This window comes from Rhodococcus sp. 06-221-2 (genome assembly GCF_002258365.1).
Classification (GTDB): Bacteria; Actinomycetota; Actinomycetes; order Mycobacteriales; family Mycobacteriaceae; genus Rhodococcoides; species Rhodococcoides fascians.
Genome location: NZ_NOYJ01000029.1, coordinates 57,668 through 72,820, shown reverse-complemented (window position 1 = coordinate 72,820; position 15,153 = coordinate 57,668). Strand labels below are relative to the sequence as shown.

Annotated in this window: 12 protein-coding genes and 1 tRNA gene; 4 read left to right on the top strand and 9 right to left on the bottom strand. The window is 64.7% G+C overall.

Translation table 11 applies throughout. The annotated features are described in order from the left end of the window. Window positions 1-966, top strand: coding sequence for an L-histidine N(alpha)-methyltransferase (gene egtD / locus CH281_RS15125; RefSeq protein WP_032371208.1), 966 nt, complete (start codon window positions 1-3; stop codon window positions 964-966). 108 nt (window positions 967-1,074) lie between these two features. On the opposite strand, the gene CH281_RS15120 is transcribed toward egtD, so the two are convergent. The 9 genes from CH281_RS15120 to CH281_RS15080 all read right to left on the bottom strand — a co-directional run bounded on the left by CH281_RS15120 (window position 1,075) and on the right by CH281_RS15080 (window position 9,586). Continuing rightward, on the bottom strand, window positions 1,075-1,932 hold the full coding sequence (locus tag CH281_RS15120) for a DUF559 domain-containing protein (protein ID WP_057473764.1): 858 nt from the start codon (window positions 1,930-1,932) through the stop codon (window positions 1,075-1,077). A 197-nt stretch (window positions 1,933-2,129) separates the two neighbouring features. Beyond that, window positions 2,130-3,512: an ABC transporter permease gene (locus tag CH281_RS15115; RefSeq protein WP_027496095.1), complete on the bottom strand. Its 1,383-nt coding sequence runs from the start codon at window positions 3,510-3,512 to the stop codon at window positions 2,130-2,132. Further along, window positions 3,509-4,264: an ABC transporter ATP-binding protein gene (locus CH281_RS15110; RefSeq protein ID WP_032371206.1), complete on the bottom strand. Its 756-nt coding sequence runs from the start codon at window positions 4,262-4,264 to the stop codon at window positions 3,509-3,511. The genes CH281_RS15115 and CH281_RS15110 overlap by 4 nt, the downstream gene beginning before the upstream one ends. Before the next feature lie 81 nt (window positions 4,265-4,345). After that, a complete protein-coding gene (locus CH281_RS15105) occupies window positions 4,346-5,005 on the bottom strand; it encodes a response regulator (RefSeq protein ID WP_032364108.1) in 660 nt (219 codons plus the stop codon). Beyond that, window positions 5,002-6,201: a sensor histidine kinase gene (locus CH281_RS15100; protein WP_032373017.1), complete on the bottom strand. Its 1,200-nt coding sequence runs from the start codon at window positions 6,199-6,201 to the stop codon at window positions 5,002-5,004. Before CH281_RS15100 ends, CH281_RS15105 begins: the two co-directional genes overlap by 4 nt. An 18-nt stretch (window positions 6,202-6,219) precedes the next feature. After that, the gene (locus CH281_RS15095) at window positions 6,220-6,861 is read right to left on the bottom strand and encodes a hypothetical protein (RefSeq protein ID WP_027496099.1); all 642 of its coding nucleotides are present in this window, start codon (window positions 6,859-6,861) and stop codon (window positions 6,220-6,222) included. Between the two features lie 148 nt (window positions 6,862-7,009). Further along, complete coding sequence (locus tag CH281_RS15090) at window positions 7,010-7,993, bottom strand: ribose-phosphate diphosphokinase (RefSeq protein WP_027496100.1); 984 nt, start codon at window positions 7,991-7,993, stop codon at window positions 7,010-7,012. Beyond that, a complete protein-coding gene (gene glmU, locus CH281_RS15085) occupies window positions 7,990-9,462 on the bottom strand; it encodes a bifunctional UDP-N-acetylglucosamine diphosphorylase/glucosamine-1-phosphate N-acetyltransferase GlmU (protein WP_027496101.1) in 1,473 nt (490 codons plus the stop codon). The genes CH281_RS15090 and glmU overlap by 4 nt, the downstream gene beginning before the upstream one ends. 53 nt (window positions 9,463-9,515) lie before the next feature. After that, window positions 9,516-9,586: transfer RNA gene (locus CH281_RS15080), tRNA-Gln, on the bottom strand. Window positions 9,587-9,839: 253 nt separating this feature from the next. On the opposite strand from CH281_RS15080, the gene CH281_RS15075 reads away from it, so the two are divergent. From CH281_RS15075 to mfd, 3 genes are all read left to right on the top strand, one after another. Next, window positions 9,840-10,478: a TetR/AcrR family transcriptional regulator gene (locus tag CH281_RS15075; protein ID WP_032364106.1), complete on the top strand. Its 639-nt coding sequence runs from the start codon at window positions 9,840-9,842 to the stop codon at window positions 10,476-10,478. Window positions 10,479-10,666: 188 nt separating this feature from the next. Next, entirely contained in the window at window positions 10,667-11,311 is a 645-nt protein-coding gene (locus CH281_RS15070; RefSeq protein WP_094694709.1) for a ScbR family autoregulator-binding transcription factor, read from the top strand. A gap of 174 nt (window positions 11,312-11,485) precedes the next feature. Continuing rightward, window positions 11,486-15,151 (top strand): transcription-repair coupling factor, encoded by a 3,666-nt coding sequence (mfd, locus tag CH281_RS15065; RefSeq protein WP_048319481.1) that lies wholly within the window; start codon window positions 11,486-11,488, stop codon window positions 15,149-15,151. Window positions 15,152-15,153: the final 2 nt, after the last annotated feature.

Here is a 15,153-nt window from a genome sequence, read left to right as displayed (position 1 = left end):
ATGAGCACGGTGGACGTACATCTGACCGACACGACGCTGCTGGACGAATTGCGCAAGGACGTGCGGGAGGGCTTGACGGCCGACCCGAAGTGGCTCTCGCCCAAGTACTTCTACGATGCCGTCGGCAGTGAGCTGTTCGAGCAGATCACGGTGCTGCCGGAGTACTACCCGACCCGCACCGAGCGCGCGCTGATCGAGGAGCATGCACTCGACATCGCCCGGGCCACCGAATCGTCGATGTTGATCGAGCTGGGCTCGGGTTCGTCGGAGAAGACCAAGCTGCTGTTGTCTGCCGGAATCGAACACGGTTCGCTGACAACGTATGTGCCTCAGGATGTGTCCAGTACCGCCTTGGAGGGTGCTATCGAGCAGATCTCGAAGGAGTTCCCGACGCTGGAACTGCACGGCATCGTCAGCGATTTCACCGATACCCTGCACAATCTTCCCTCCGGAACCGGCCGCACCATCGCCTTCCTCGGCGGCACTCTGGGGAACCTCATCCCGCAGGAACGTGAGGAATTCCTGGCGGCCGTAGCGGACGCACTCGACCCCGGCGAGTTTCTGCTGCTCGGGGTGGGCTTGGTGATCGATCCGGACGTGCTCGTTCCCGCGTACGACGACGCAGCCGGTGTGACAGCCGAGTTCAATCGAAACGTGTTGTCGGTTCTCAACTCTCGACTCGGCGCGAATTTCGAACCCGAGGCCTTCGAGCACGTGGCACTGTGGAACGCCGAGGACGAGTGGATCGAGATGCGATTGCGGGCCACAGCCGCGCAAGAGGTGTATCTGAAGGATCTCGACCTGCACGTGCACTTCGAGTCCGGAGAAGATCTACGTACCGAGATCTCCGCGAAGTTCCGGCCGGACGGCATTGCCGGTGAATTGAAGATGGCGGGCTTCGACGTCCTCCATCTGTGGTCCGACGCAGATTCGCGCTTCGCTCTGATCCTGGCCGGAAGGGTCTGAACGACAGAGCCGGCATTGCGGGCACCACTGCACGCTACGACCGCCGATCGACGGAATTCCGTCGATCGGCGTCGGTAGTGGGCAACCCTGCCCGTCGATGCCGCGTATTCACGGGAGTCGACGTCCCGTTGCTGCAACCGACTTCCGGCGACGACGCACCACCGTGATGATTTCGTCCACGACGCGATCGAGTTCGGCAAGCGCTGTGGCCGCCGAGTATCGCAGCACCAACCATCCGTCGAGCACCAACTCGTTCTGGCGTCGACGATCGTTGTTGAACGTCGCGGGATCGGTGTGGAACTCTCGTCCGTCGATCTCGACGATGACTCGTGCGGAAAAGTCGACCAGGTCGCCGTAGAACCTACCTACGCGCGCATTGATCTCCATTGTGAAGTGGCGAGCTTTCAATGCCCGCGCCACCACCCGTTCCGGCTCCGACAGAGTTCTCGGGCAACAGGTTCGAAGCTGCTTGCGCACTGCAGCCATCCCGTCCATGCCTTTTGCCGTGTCACACAGTTCAGCGACCCGACGCCACGGCACGTGATTGTCTATGGCGTTGTCGAAGAACTTCTCGAGATCGGGCGTCGACAAGCAGGTCGCGACATCGACGAACGTTTGCTCCAGGGACACCACTCGCATGCCGCGTCGCGTGGTGGTGTCGCCGAGAACTCGGCGATGAACTCGGATCCAGGGCACCGACCTCGACTGGCCGGTCGGGCCGACAGTGACGTCGACCAGACGCGGTTCGTATTGGATCAGTCCCCATAACCATGCCGCACTTTCGTGACTCAGTGCGGCGTCCGGTCTCCACAGGGTGGCCCCGAGGCACAGTCCGAAATAGTCCGGCTTCTCCGTCGCGTAGACCTTCGGCAGCAGTCGCACCAGCTCACCCGACCGCGACCGCCTCGAAATCGTGCTCGTGCTGATTCCTTGTGCGAGCAATTGCTGCACTGTGTAAACCCCCATTGCTACACCGTTGCGGCTGACGGGCCCGCGCAACAGTGGCAATCTCGCAATTGTGGATAACTCGACGACGTTATCCACAGGACTGCCCGGCGGAGCGGGCACGGTTGCACGCTACGGTCGCCGATCGACGGATTTCCGTCGATCGGCGTCGGTAGTGCGCAACCATGCCCCTGGTAGCCAACCCGGAAGCCTCGAGGTCAGGTGTCCGCCAACGCGAGTACCGGCGAGATCTTGTTCGCCCGCCGCGCCGGTGCCAACGATGCTCCGAGCGCCAGAAGCCCGCCGCACAGTACCGTGCCTGCGATGACGGCCCAGGGGAGTGTCGGAGCAGACACGCCGCCGCCGCTCAGCGAACCCAGCAGCGATTGTGCTGCGGCCCAACCGTATCCGATTCCGAGGATCAGCCCGAAGCCCATCGACGCGACCACCATCTGGGTGCTCTCCGAGACGATCATGGAACGAATCTGCTTGCGGGTGAATCCGAGTGCGCGCAACAGACCGATTTCCCGGGTACGTTGCAGAATGCTCAGCAGCAGGTTGTTCACCATGCCGACCGCGGCGATGACGGCGGAGAAACCGATGAGGCCGGTCATGATTCCGACGGTTACCGTCAGCACTTGACCGATGGTCTCCTCGTCGTACTCGTCGACGAGCATCGATCGATAGCTGTACATCGCGACTGCGAAGGTGACCACCAAGGTCACCCCGATGAGCAGGCCCACTGCAGTGCGGGTGCTGCGATCCGGATAGCGAATTGCGTTGGCGGACGCCAATCGTGCGGCCGGCCCGCGGCCCGCCATCCTTCCGACGAGTCGGAGCACGCCGGGCAGAATGCGGTACGCACCCACCATGATGCCGGTGAACGATGCCACACCGCCGAAGAACGCGACCAGTACTCCGCCGGGGTTGACCATCCCGATCAGCACACCGAGGCCGAGCAGCACGACACCGCCCGCGATGAGCACGATCGACAACACCGTCCGTACCCGCCTCGACCGTGGGGTCTCGATTCCGGTGTCGACGGCACCGCCGGTCGCCTGAATCGGAGTGACGTCCAGAACTTTCCGTGATCCGACGTACGACGCCAGCGTCGTCGTCAGAACCACGGTGACGACGGGAAGGACCACGAGCGGTTGTACGGACGTGTACTGCACGTCCGGCAATTGGCGGGCCGATACCGCGACGGCGCGGGCCAGGTGACTGACACCGACACCGAGCACCAGACCGACTGCGCCACCGAACAACCCGACGAGGAAGCCTTCCCGGGCGACCGATCGACGCAGATCGCGAGCCCGGGCACCCAGTAGGCGGAGCAGCGCGATGGTGCGGGTGCGGCCGGCCACGATCGTCGCGAACGTGTTGGAGGTGACGACAGCCGCGACATACAGGGCAAGGCCGATGAACACCAGGGCTACGCAGTACAACGCCACGATTCCGGTGCTGTCGCTGCCGTCGTCGAAGATGTCGACCAGAAACGCAGTGGCCTGGATCAGCACGACGCCGAAGAACGACGCGAGCGCCGTCACCAGAATGCTCGCACCGTGTTCCCGAGACGCCCGAGCAGATGTGGACACGCTCATCGGAGAACACCTTCCATTCCCAGCATGTAGTTCGAGATCTGTTCCGGCGTCGAACGTCCCAGTTCGTCGACGATGCGGCCGTCGGCGAGGAAGACGATGCGATCGGCGTAACTGGCCGCGACTGGATCGTGGGTGACCATCACGATGGATTGACCGTACTGATGTACCGCCGCAGCGAGGAGGCCGAGAACCTCACGCCCGGTGCGGGAATCGAGGTTGCCGGTGGGCTCGTCGGCGAAGATCAGCTGCGGCCGAGTACCCAGAGCGCGAGCGATCGCGACGCGTTGCTGCTGCCCACCCGAGAGCTGATGGGGCCGGTGCCCGACGCGGCTCTGCAACCCCAGGGTGTCGATGAGTTGCTCGATCCAGGCCGACTCCTCAGCGGTGGGCGCGCGGCCGTCCAGCTCGAACGGCAGCAGAATGTTGCCCCTGACGTCGAGCGTCGGAACGAGATTGAACGACTGGAAGATGAAGCCGACCTGCTTGCGGCGCAACGTCGTCAGAGCGTCGTCGCCCGCCGACGTGATGTCGGCTCCGGCCAGCATGAGCTGCCCGGAACTGGGGGTGTCCAACCCTGCCATGACATGCATGAGGGTGGACTTGCCGGAACCCGATGGCCCCATGATGGCGGTGAACCGGCCGCCGTGAATGTCGAGAGAGACGTTGTCGAGCGCGCTCACCGGGTTGGACGAGTCGCCGAAATGCTTGCTGACTTGAAATGCCCGTGCAACAGGGCCTGCTGTGATGGTCATGGCAACAACGCTATGAATTCGCCGGACCGAAGTAATCAGGCGCGAGTCTTCGCGTCGTACATCTGCAGGATGACTTCGGTGTCAGTCTCCAGTCAGTCCGTGCTCGAAGGCGTAGACCACCAACTGCACCCGATCACGCAGGTGGAGTTTGGCGAAGATGCGGCTGATGTGTGTCTTTACGGTGGCTTCGCTGAGGTACTCCAGCTCGGCGATCTCGGAGTTGCTCAACCCGCGTGCGGTGAGCCTGAACAGCTCCTTCTCCCGCGCCGTGAGAGTGGCGAATTCGGCCGGTGCCTTCGGTACAGCGGGAGTCGGGGTGAAGTGCGCGAGCAGGCCGGTCGTCGCCGACGCGGCAATGACCGAGTTGCCCGCGTGCACCGTGCGGATCGCCGCGAGCAGGAACTCAGGGTCGGCGTCCTTGAGTACGAATCCGCTTGCACCGGAACGGATTGCACGTGCAGCGCTCTCGTCGAGGTCGAACGTCGTCAAGACCAGAATCCGGGGCGGGTGCTCGGATGCGGCCAGGATCTGCTCGGTGGCGGCGATACCGTCGAGCACCGGCATCCGCACGTCCATGAGCATCACGTCCGGCGTTGCGGACGCAGCGAGCGCAACGGCCTCGACGCCGTTCCCGGCTTCCCCGACGAACTCGAGGTCGGACTGGGAGGAGATGAGCATACGAATGCCCGCCCGGAACAGTTGCTGGTCGTCCACCAGGGCCACTCTGATGCGCTCGCTCATGACACTTTTCCCTTGCTGGCTTCGGACGCGGCAGGCAGCCACGCAGTGACGGTCCACGACGAGTCGTCACCGGACGCAATGCACGTACCGCCCGAGAGACCGGCACGCTCCTTCATGCCGGCGACCCCGTGGCCGGAGGATTCGGTGACCGAACGGCCGGGACGGACACTGTTGCGGACCGTCAGTTCGACGCCGGCAGAATCGGATTCGATGGTGACGGACACCGGCTCGTCCGGGTCGCCGTGGCGCAGCGCATTGGTCAACGATTCCTGTGCGATGCGGTACAGCGCCAGGTGCGCTCCGGCCCCCAACGACGAGCCGGTGGTGTCGATGGTGGCGTCGATCTGCAGACCGGTGGCCCGCATCGAGGCGAGCAGTCGATCCAGATCCTCAGACGTAGGGTTCGGCAGGTCGCCTTGACTGTGTCGCAGCTGGCCGAGTAGCACCCGTACATCGGACAGCGCGGCGCGAGCGGTATCGGAGATGGTGGTCAGTGCGGTGTCCACCGCGGCGGGATCGACAGCGCGTACGTACCGCGCGCCGTCGGCCTGTGCGATCACCACGGCCAGCGAATGCGCCACGATGTCGTGCATGTCGCGGGCAATTCGGTTGCGCTCCTGCTCGATTGCCACCTCGTGCTCGGCGCGGGCCTGATGAACCTCAGCGAGCTCACGGGCGTGCGCGGATTCGATCGATGTGCGCCGCGCGTAGGCCAAGCGACCCAAGGCCCAGGACAACCCGAGTATCGCCCACAGGCCCGCGAGGAGGAAAGCGAACTGTAGGAGTCGGGGTTCCTGAAAGCCCTCTTCCGTGGGTGGGCCGAACGGATTTCCGTCCACGTAGGCCAGATACACCGCTGCGATCACTCCGCCGCCGACGGCGGACGCGAGCCCGAGGCGTCGAACCACGTTGTCGCCGTACGCGGCCGTGCAATACAGAATTGCGAAGATCGCAGTGTCCGCAGACAGCGGCAGCACTCCGGTGACCATCTGCACGACGGCCAGCACCCAGGCGAGCGCCAAGGACCATCGTGGTGATCGGCGTCGGATGGCCAGTGCAACGCCGAACCCGACCAGAACGCCCACACCTGCGGTGCCGGCGACTCCGTTCACGGTGGACGCCAGCAGCAGCAGGACGAACACGACCGCGTACGCGGCGTCGAGTACCTGCCGTGAGATCGATAGCTTGCGCAGCACTCGATCAGACTACGTGCATCAGTTGGTGCGGCGACGCGCCTTCTCGAGGGCGGCCAGCGTCGTCAGAACGGTCGTCCGCTGCTTCTCGAGATCCTTCATACGTGCGCGTGCCGGTAGGCCCTGCGCGCCGTCGAGTGCGCTGATCTGTTCGTCCACCGAGGTGAGTTGAGTCAGCAACTTCTCCACCCGCGACTGCAGTTCGATCGCGTCGATGCCTGTGACACCGGCCTGCGACTTCTTGGTGGGTGCCTTCGCCGGAGCAGACCCCGACGTCGTCGCCGACGAAGACGCCGCTGCGTTCACTGCAGCAGCGGCTCTGGGCCGCAACGCTTTGCGGACCGCGGCCGGGTCGGGGAGCTTCTCGAGTCGAATGCGGTTGAGCACCTCACGCGCATCGCGGGCGGTGACGCGGTACTCGCGCTCCTCCTCGTCGTCGGACGCGAGCGTGCCACCGAGAGGCCGCAGGCCGTACATGCCGATGAAGTGCTTCGCCTCGTCGATGACGGCTTCCTTCTCTCGGCACAGGCCGCACCGCGGCTCGTTACGGAAGGTTTCGACGCTGTCGGTGCTGCCGCACCAGACGCACCCGCCCGGCGTCCATCGAGCGATTCTGACGGTAGTAGTTCCGGCCGGGGCGTTGAGAGAATGTGCGTCGATCACGACGAGTCATCTTAGGTGACAACAAAACCCGCCCCGCACGCCCCCGTCTCGCGAGCTGCATATTCCGGCCACGGGCGTGACGTAGTTCATGCAGTGCAGGTGGGGAGCGGGCGGAGCGGGTTTCGGATCGAGCGAAACAGACCTACTGTTACGCGCTGCCGTTGAAAAGGCTGGTGACCGAACCGTTTTCGAAGACCTCGCGGATGGTGCGGGCGAGCAGCGGTGCGATCGAGAGTTCGGTCAGCGTGTCGAAGCGCTTCTCGTCGCTGATCGGCAGGGTGTTGGTGACGACGACTTCCTTGGCACCGCAGTTCGCGAGGCGCTCGGCGGCCGGGTTGGACAGCACGCCGTGGGTCGCGGCGATGACGACGTCACCCGCTCCGGCTTCTTTGAGGACCTTGACTGCGCCTGCGATGGTGCCGCCGGTGTCGATCATGTCGTCGATGAGGATGCAGGTGCGGCCTTCGACCTCGCCGACGACGCGGTTGGACTTGACCTGGTTGGGCACCAGGGGATCACGCGTCTTATGGATGAAGGCGAGCGGTGCGCCGCCGAACGAGTCGGCCCACTTTTCGGCCACGCGCACGCGGCCGGAGTCGGGGGAGACAACGGTGATGTGTTCGAGGCTGTACTTGCCGCGGATGTGATCGGCGAGCTGGCTGTGTGCATGCATGTGGTCGACGGGGCCGTCGAAGAAGCCCTGGATCTGGTCGGTGTGCAGATCGACGGTGATGATGCGGTCGGCACCGGCGGTCTTGAGCAGATCGGCGACGAGGCGAGCGGAGATCGGCTCGCGGCCGCGGTGCTTCTTGTCCTGGCGTGCGTACGGGTAGAACGGGAGGATCGCGGTGATGCGCTTGGCGGATCCACGCTTGAGTGCGTCGATCATGATGAGCTGTTCCATCAGCCAGGTGTTCAGCGGGAACGGGTGCGACTGCAGAACGAATGCGTCCGATCCGCGGACCGACTCCTCGAAGCGCACGAAGATCTCGCCGTTGGCGAAGTCACGTGCCGTCTGCGGGGTGACGTCGATACCGAGTTCCTTGGCGACCTGCTCGGCCAACTCCGGATGTGCTCGGCCAGAGAACAACATGAGGTTCTTCTGGTTGTCGATCCAATTAGGGGTGGTCACTGCTTTTCGCCGTCCTTTAGTTCTTGCCGAGCACGATCTGCGCGCGCCGCTGCCTGTGCAGCTTCGGTTCCGGGCCTGTTGTGAACGACCCAGCCTTCGATATTGCGTTGCTTGCCACCGGACACGGCCAGTGCGCCGGGAGGAACATCGTCCCGAACCACTGTTCCTGCACCGGTGTAAGCGCCGTCGCCCACGTGCACAGGGGCGACGAACGTCGAGTCGGATCCTGTGCGTACATGGGATCCGATTTCCGTGCGGCTCTTGTTGACGCCGTCATAGTTGGCGAAGACGTTGGAGCAGCCGATGTTGCTGTGCTCCCCGATCGTGGCGTCGCCGACGTAGGTGAGGTGCGGGACCTTGGTGTGGTTGCCGATCGTCGCGTTCTTCGTCTCCACATAGGCACCGAGCTTGCCGCCCGTGCCGAGGACAGTTCCGGGGCGCAGGTAGGTGAACGGCCCGACCGTCGCATCCGGTCCGATGACAGCCTGCTCGGCGTGGGTGCGCACGACCGAGGCGCGCTCGCCGATCTCGACGTCCCGCAGTGTCGAGTCGGGACCGACGACCGCGTCGTCGGCGATGTGCGTCTTGCCGTGCAGTTGGACGCCGGGTTCGATGCGTACGTCCGCGCCGAGGGTTACGTCGATGTCGATCCAGGTGGTCGCGGGATCGACGACGGTCACTCCTGCGCGCATGTGTCGTTCGATGATGTGGCGGTTGAGCACGGACGTGACGTGCGCCAGCTGAACGCGATCGTTGACGCCCACCACCAGGTCCGGATCGGCGAGCTGGGTGCCGTAGACGGCCTTGCCGTCGGCCTTGCTGATCTTGACGACGTCGGTCAGGTACAGCTCGTGCTGCGCATTGGCGGTGCTGAGCTTGCCCAATGCCGTGCGCAGAGCGACCGCGTCGAATGCGTAGACGCCGGAGTTGACCTCACCGATGAGGACCTGAGCGGGGGTGGCGTCGGCATGTTCGACGATCTCGGCCACCTCGCCGTCGTTCGTACGCACGATGCGGCCGTAGCCGTTGGCATCCTCGGGGAGGAAGGTCAGTACCGTCGCCGCCGCCGGGCGGGGAGCGCTCAGGTGCTCGTCGAGCAGAGCTTTGAGGGTATGGCCGTCGAGCAGCGGGACGTCGGCGGCAGTGACGAGGACGGTGCCCTCGAAGTCGTCCGGTAGCGCCGCAAGGCCGCACTGGACGGCGTGCCCGGTACCGAGCTGTCGGTCCTGCACTGCGGTGTGGATGGTGCGGCCGAACGTGGCGGCCAGATCGTGAACTGCGGCGCTCACCCGTTCGCGATCGTGGCCGACGACGGTGACCAGGTGGTCCGGACCAAGATCGGCGGCGGCGTGCAGCGCATGGGCGAGCATGGTGCGGCCGGCCAGGGGATGCAGAACTTTCGGAGTCTTGGACCGCATTCGGGTACCTGCACCCGCAGCGAGAACGACCACGGCGGTCTGCACAGGCATTGAGCTCCTCGGGGCGATGACGCGAAACGGGCATGCACGAATGGTCTTGCTCGCTCCGCCGCCAGGACTCGAACCTGAACTATCTGAACCAAAATCAGAGGTGCTGCCATTACACCACGGCGGATAATCGACCAGCGGTGGCAGCAGTGGCCGACGAATCGAACGACGCCTTCGTTAGCCGCTGCGCTCCCACTGAGCGCACCGATCCTCGCATGAGAGGTGGCGGTGAGTCGAACCGCGACGCATAACAGACCACTTGCGTCGTTCCGGCGCGGCCCCTGCGACAGGAAAAACGGATGGATCGGGCATCGTTAGTCTGTAGTAGGCGTCGATTCGACGTCCGAATTGCCCACGGTCGGTGACGGAAGCGGTTTTCGATGACAGGCGCAGCCTCCGAGCAGGAACGCACACCTCGTGTCCGCATGACGGGGACACAGAGACGCGAGCAGTTGATCGAGGTGGGGCGCACGCTGTTCGCCGAGCGTGGGTACGAGGCGGCGTCGGTGGAGGAGATCGCCGGACGCGCGAACGTGTCCAAGCCGGTGGTCTACGAACACTTCGGGGGCAAGGAAGGCCTCTATGCCGTCATCGTGGATCGCGAGATGTCGACGCTGCTGGGCATGATCACCAGTTCTCTCGAACTCAACCGGTCGCGTATTCGGGTCGAACGAGTCGCGCTCGCCCTGCTGACGTACATCGAGGAGCGCACCGACGGATTCCGCATTCTGGTCCGGGATTCGCCGGCATCGGCCGAGGACGGCAAGTACTCGTCTCTCCTCAACGAGGCCGTGGGACGCGTCGGGCACATGCTCGCGGGGGATTTCTCGCGACGTGGTCTGGATCCGGAATTCGCGCCGATGTATGCGCAGGCATTGGTCGGAATGGTGTCGATGACGGCCCAGTGGTGGCTCGACGTGCGAACGCCGCCCAAGGAAGTGGTTGCGGCGCACGTGGTGAACCTGTGCTGGAACGGGCTGACGAATCTGGAGGCGGACCCTCGACTGACCGAGGAATGACAACTCTGTTTCGGCTCTCACCGAGGAAAAAAGGGGGTATCGTCCCCTTTGTCGGGCGGGAGGGCCGCAACACATCAGGGGCGATCGTCATCCGGACCGATGCATGTTGGCGTCAAACGTAAAGCTGCTCAGTGGTACCGTTCGGGCGTAATTTGCGCAGTGGAAGTTCAATCGCAGAGGCGGATCCTATGGTCAGGCAGGCTCGCGCTGAGATCACTCGCGACACCGTGCTTGCAGGCGCAGCGAATGTCTTTCTGCGCCTCGGGTACGCGAACGCGAGCCTCAGTGAAATCATCTCTCAGTCCCAGGTCACCAAGGGCGCGTTGTACTTCCATTTCGGGTCGAAGGAAGAACTCGCACGTGCGGTCATCGACGAGGGCAATGCGCGTCTGACCGCGGCCTGCCTGCAGTTCAACGACGGGCGTATCCCGGCTCTGGAAGCTGCGATCGGTATCTCCTACATCGTCGTCGACCTGTCCGTCACCGACCCGATGGTCTCGGCGATGCTGCGTTTGAGCCATCAGATCGGTGATTACCGCGGCACCGAGGGCAATGTCATGGCCGGCTGGAGCGTCGCGTTCGACAAGCTCGCCGCCAAGGCCATCGCACAGGGCGACATCGACCCCAGTTCGGATCCGAGCACCATCGGTTCGCTCGTGCTCGAAATCCTCACCGGCGTTCACATGGTCGCCGTCGCTACCTCCACCACCGAGGAACTGCCCTCGCGCATGGAGCGACTCTGGTACTACCTGCTCCCCGCGTTGGTGCCGACCAACAAGTTGGACTACTTCCGCGAATTCGCTGCCCGTCGCGTCATTCGCTTCGGTCCGTAGTTCCAGGCTTCGTTTTTCGAGGCCCCGATTCCCGGGGTCGGTCCTGGTTCGGCGGCATCTCCCGCGTGTCACGGTGTCGGTGCGCTCCCATAGACTCGATGGGACTGTGCGCGCGCAGCCATCGCCTCGACTCGTTCAGGAGCATTGCTGTTGTCTTCCGATTCTCTGCCTGCCATGACCACGTCCGGGCCGGCCCCGATCGTTCCCGACGCGGCGCTTCATCTTTCGGGGCTCGCCAGTGTCGCGTTGACGGATGCGTCGATGGTCGCGGTTGCCGACGCGATCGGAACGGCCGAGCACACGTTGATCGGGCCGCACTCGGTGCGCCCGTTCGTGGCCGCCGCAATCGCACAGCACACCCAATTGCTGATCGTTACTGCGACGGGACGCGAAGCCGACGACCTCACCAGTGAACTCACCCAGATTCTCGGTGGCGGCGTCGCCATGTTCCCGTCGTGGGAGACGCTGCCGCACGAGCGGCTCTCGCCCAGCGCCGACACCGTCGGAAAGCGCTTGGACGTTCTCCGTCGTCTCGCGCGCCCCGGTGACAGTGACTACGGCGATCCGCTGCGTGTCATCGTCACCACCGTCCGCTCGCTGGTGCAACCGATGGCCCCGGGCCTCGGCGAGATCGAACCCGTCACGCTGAAGGTCGGGCTCGACCTCGACTTCGACGGGTTGATCCATCGCCTCGTCGAATTCGGCTACCTGCGTGTCGACATGGTGGGCAAGCGCGGCGAATTCGCAGTCCGCGGCGGCATTCTCGACCTGTTCTCGCCGACGGCCGACCATCCGGTCCGCGTCGAATTCTGGGGCGACGAGATCACCGAGCTTCGCGCATTCGCCGTCTCCGATCAGCGATCGCTCCCCGATCACGAGGTCGATCTCGTCATCGCGCCGCCGTGCCGGGAACTGCTTCTCACACAGGAGGTCCGCGACCGAGCCGCGGTTCTCGCAGCCGACAATGCCGGGGACACCGCGTTGGTCGAGATGCTGGACAAGCTGTCGGCCGGAGTCCCGGTGGAGGGCATGGAGGCGCTGCTGCCGCTGCTGCAACCCGGCGAGTTACAACTGCTCGCCGATACCCTCCCCGCCGGAACGCATGTGTTGCTCTGCGATCCCGAGCGAATCCGCACGCGCGCAACAGATCTGGTGCGCACGGGCCAGGAGTTCCTCGAAGCGTCCTGGACTGCGGCGTCCATCGGCGGAGCCGCGCCACTGGATACGTCCACCCTCGATACGTCCAGCCTGGAGGGGGCCTCGCTCGATCTCGGTGCCTCCGCGTACCGCTCGCTGCGGCAGGTACGTGAATCGGCCCAGGTGCACGGCCGGCCGTGGTGGACCATCAGCCCCTTGGCGTCGGGCAACGGCGAAGAAGTGGAGCTCGCCGTCGATCCGGTGCCCGAGGTGCGAGGTTCTGAGGAAGCGTTGACGGCGTTGTACGCCACCCTGCGAGCTCACATCGCCACCGGGGGACGGGCCGTCATCTCCGTGGCCGGAGCCGGTACCGCCAAGCGCATCATCGAGCGCCTCGCCGAGGCCGAAGTGCCTGCCGCACATCTCGATTCCGGTGCCGTCCCGGTTCCGGACGTCGTCAACGTCCTGTGCGGATCGTTGCACGACGGTCTGGTGTTTCCCGACGCGAAGCTCGTGGTCGTCACCGAGAGCGATCTCACCGGAAACCGCGTCGCGGCGGCGGGGGAGGGGCGCAAGCTACCGGCGAAGCGTCGCAATCAGGTCGATCCGCTGGCTCTCGTCGCCGGTGACAGCGTCGTCCACGATCAGCACGGCATCGGCCGGTTCGTCGAGATGGTCGAGCGCACCATCGGCGGTGCCCGGCGCGAATACCTCGTCGTCGAATACGCGCCGAGCAAGCGCGGTCACCCCGGCGACCGCCTGTTCGTGCCGATGGATTCGCTCGATCAACTCTCGCGCTACGTCGGCGGCGAACTGCCGACACTGAGCAAGCTCGGCGGGTCCGACTGGGCGAACACCAAACGCAAGGCGCGCAAGGCGGTTCGCGAGATCGCCGGCGAACTCGTGCAGCTGTATGCCGCTCGCCAGGCGGCTCCGGGACACGCCTTCGGGGCCGACACTCCGTGGCAGCGCGAGATGGAAGATGCGTTCGGGTTCACCGAGACGGTCGATCAGATGACGGCCATCACCGAGGTCAAGGCCGACATGGAGAAGGCCGTCCCGATGGACCGCGTCATCCTCGGCGATGTGGGTTACGGCAAGACCGAGATCGCCGTGCGTGCCGCGTTCAAGGCAGTTCAGGACGGCAAGCAGGTGGCCGTCCTGGTCCCGACAACGCTGCTCGCGCAACAGCATCTGCAGACGTTCACCGCGCGGATGGCGTCGTTCCCGGTGACGGTCAAAGGGCTCTCGCGCTTCACCCACGGTGCCGATTCCAAAGAAGTGATGGCCGGTTTGGCCGACGGCACCGTCGACATCGTCGTCGGCACGCACAGGTTGCTGCAGACCGGTGTCGCCTGGAAGGACCTCGGCCTGGTCATAGTCGACGAGGAGCAGCGTTTCGGCGTCGAGCACAAGGAGCACATCAAGTCGCTCCGTACTCACGTCGACGTGCTGACGATGTCGGCCACCCCGATTCCGCGAACGCTGGAGATGAGCCTGGCGGGCATTCGCGAGATGTCGACCATCCTGACCCCGCCCGAGGAGCGACATCCGGTGCTGACCTACGTCGGTGCCTACAACGACAAGCAGGTTGCGGCCGCCATTCGGCGTGAATTGCTGCGCGACGGCCAGGTGTTCTTCGTGCACAACCGAGTGAGCTCGATCGACAAGGCCGCCAAGAAGATTCGGGATCTCGTCCCCGAGGCGCGAGTGGCGACCGCACACGGTCAGATGAACGAGGAAACGCTCGAACGCACCGTGCAGGGTTTCTGGCAACGCGAGACCGACGTGCTGGTGTGCACCACCATCATCGAGACCGGTCTCGATATCTCCAACGCCAACACGCTGATCGTCGAACGCTCCGATTCGCTCGGCCTGTCCCAGCTGCATCAGCTGCGCGGTCGAGTGGGTCGTAGCCGCGAACGCGGGTACGCGTACTTCCTGTACCCGCCGGAGAAGCCGCTCACCGAAACCGCCTACGACCGTTTGGCGACCATCTCGCAGAACTCCGACCTCGGAGCCGGTATGGCCGTGGCGATGAAGGACCTCGAAATTCGTGGTGCCGGAAACGTTCTGGGAGCCGAGCAGTCGGGCCACGTCGCCGGCGTCGGATTCGATCTGTACGTGCGGCTCGTCGGTGAAGCGGTCGAGGCCTACCGCGCTGCCGCCGACGGTAAGCCGATCACGACGGACGAGGCACCCAAGGAAGTGCGTATCGACCTCCCCGTCGATGCGAACATCCCGCCGGATTACGTCACCAGCGACCGGCTTCGGCTCGAGGGCTACCGGAAGCTCGCCGCCGCGGCCGACTCCGAGGGCATCGACGCCGTCATCGACGAACTCGTCGATCGCTACGGCCCGCTACCCGAGGAGGTCGGCCGCCTGGTCTCCATCGCGAAGCTGCGCTTGATCGCCAAGGAGTACGGCCTGACCGACGTCAATGTGGCCGGGACACAGGTGAAATTGGCTCCGATGGACCTGCCCGATTCCAAGCAGATCAGGCTCAAGCGCCTCTACCCGAGCGCGACGTATCGTGCGACCACCGGAGTGGTGCAGCTGCCGTTGCCCCGCGTCGAAGGCGGCGGTGTCGGAGCGGCGCGCGTCCGCGATGTCGAATTGGTGCAGTTCATCGCCGATCTCATCCTATCCTTGGACGGGAAGCCATCTCGGTCCGTCCTGTTGGAGCAAACTGTGGGGGTGTAGCG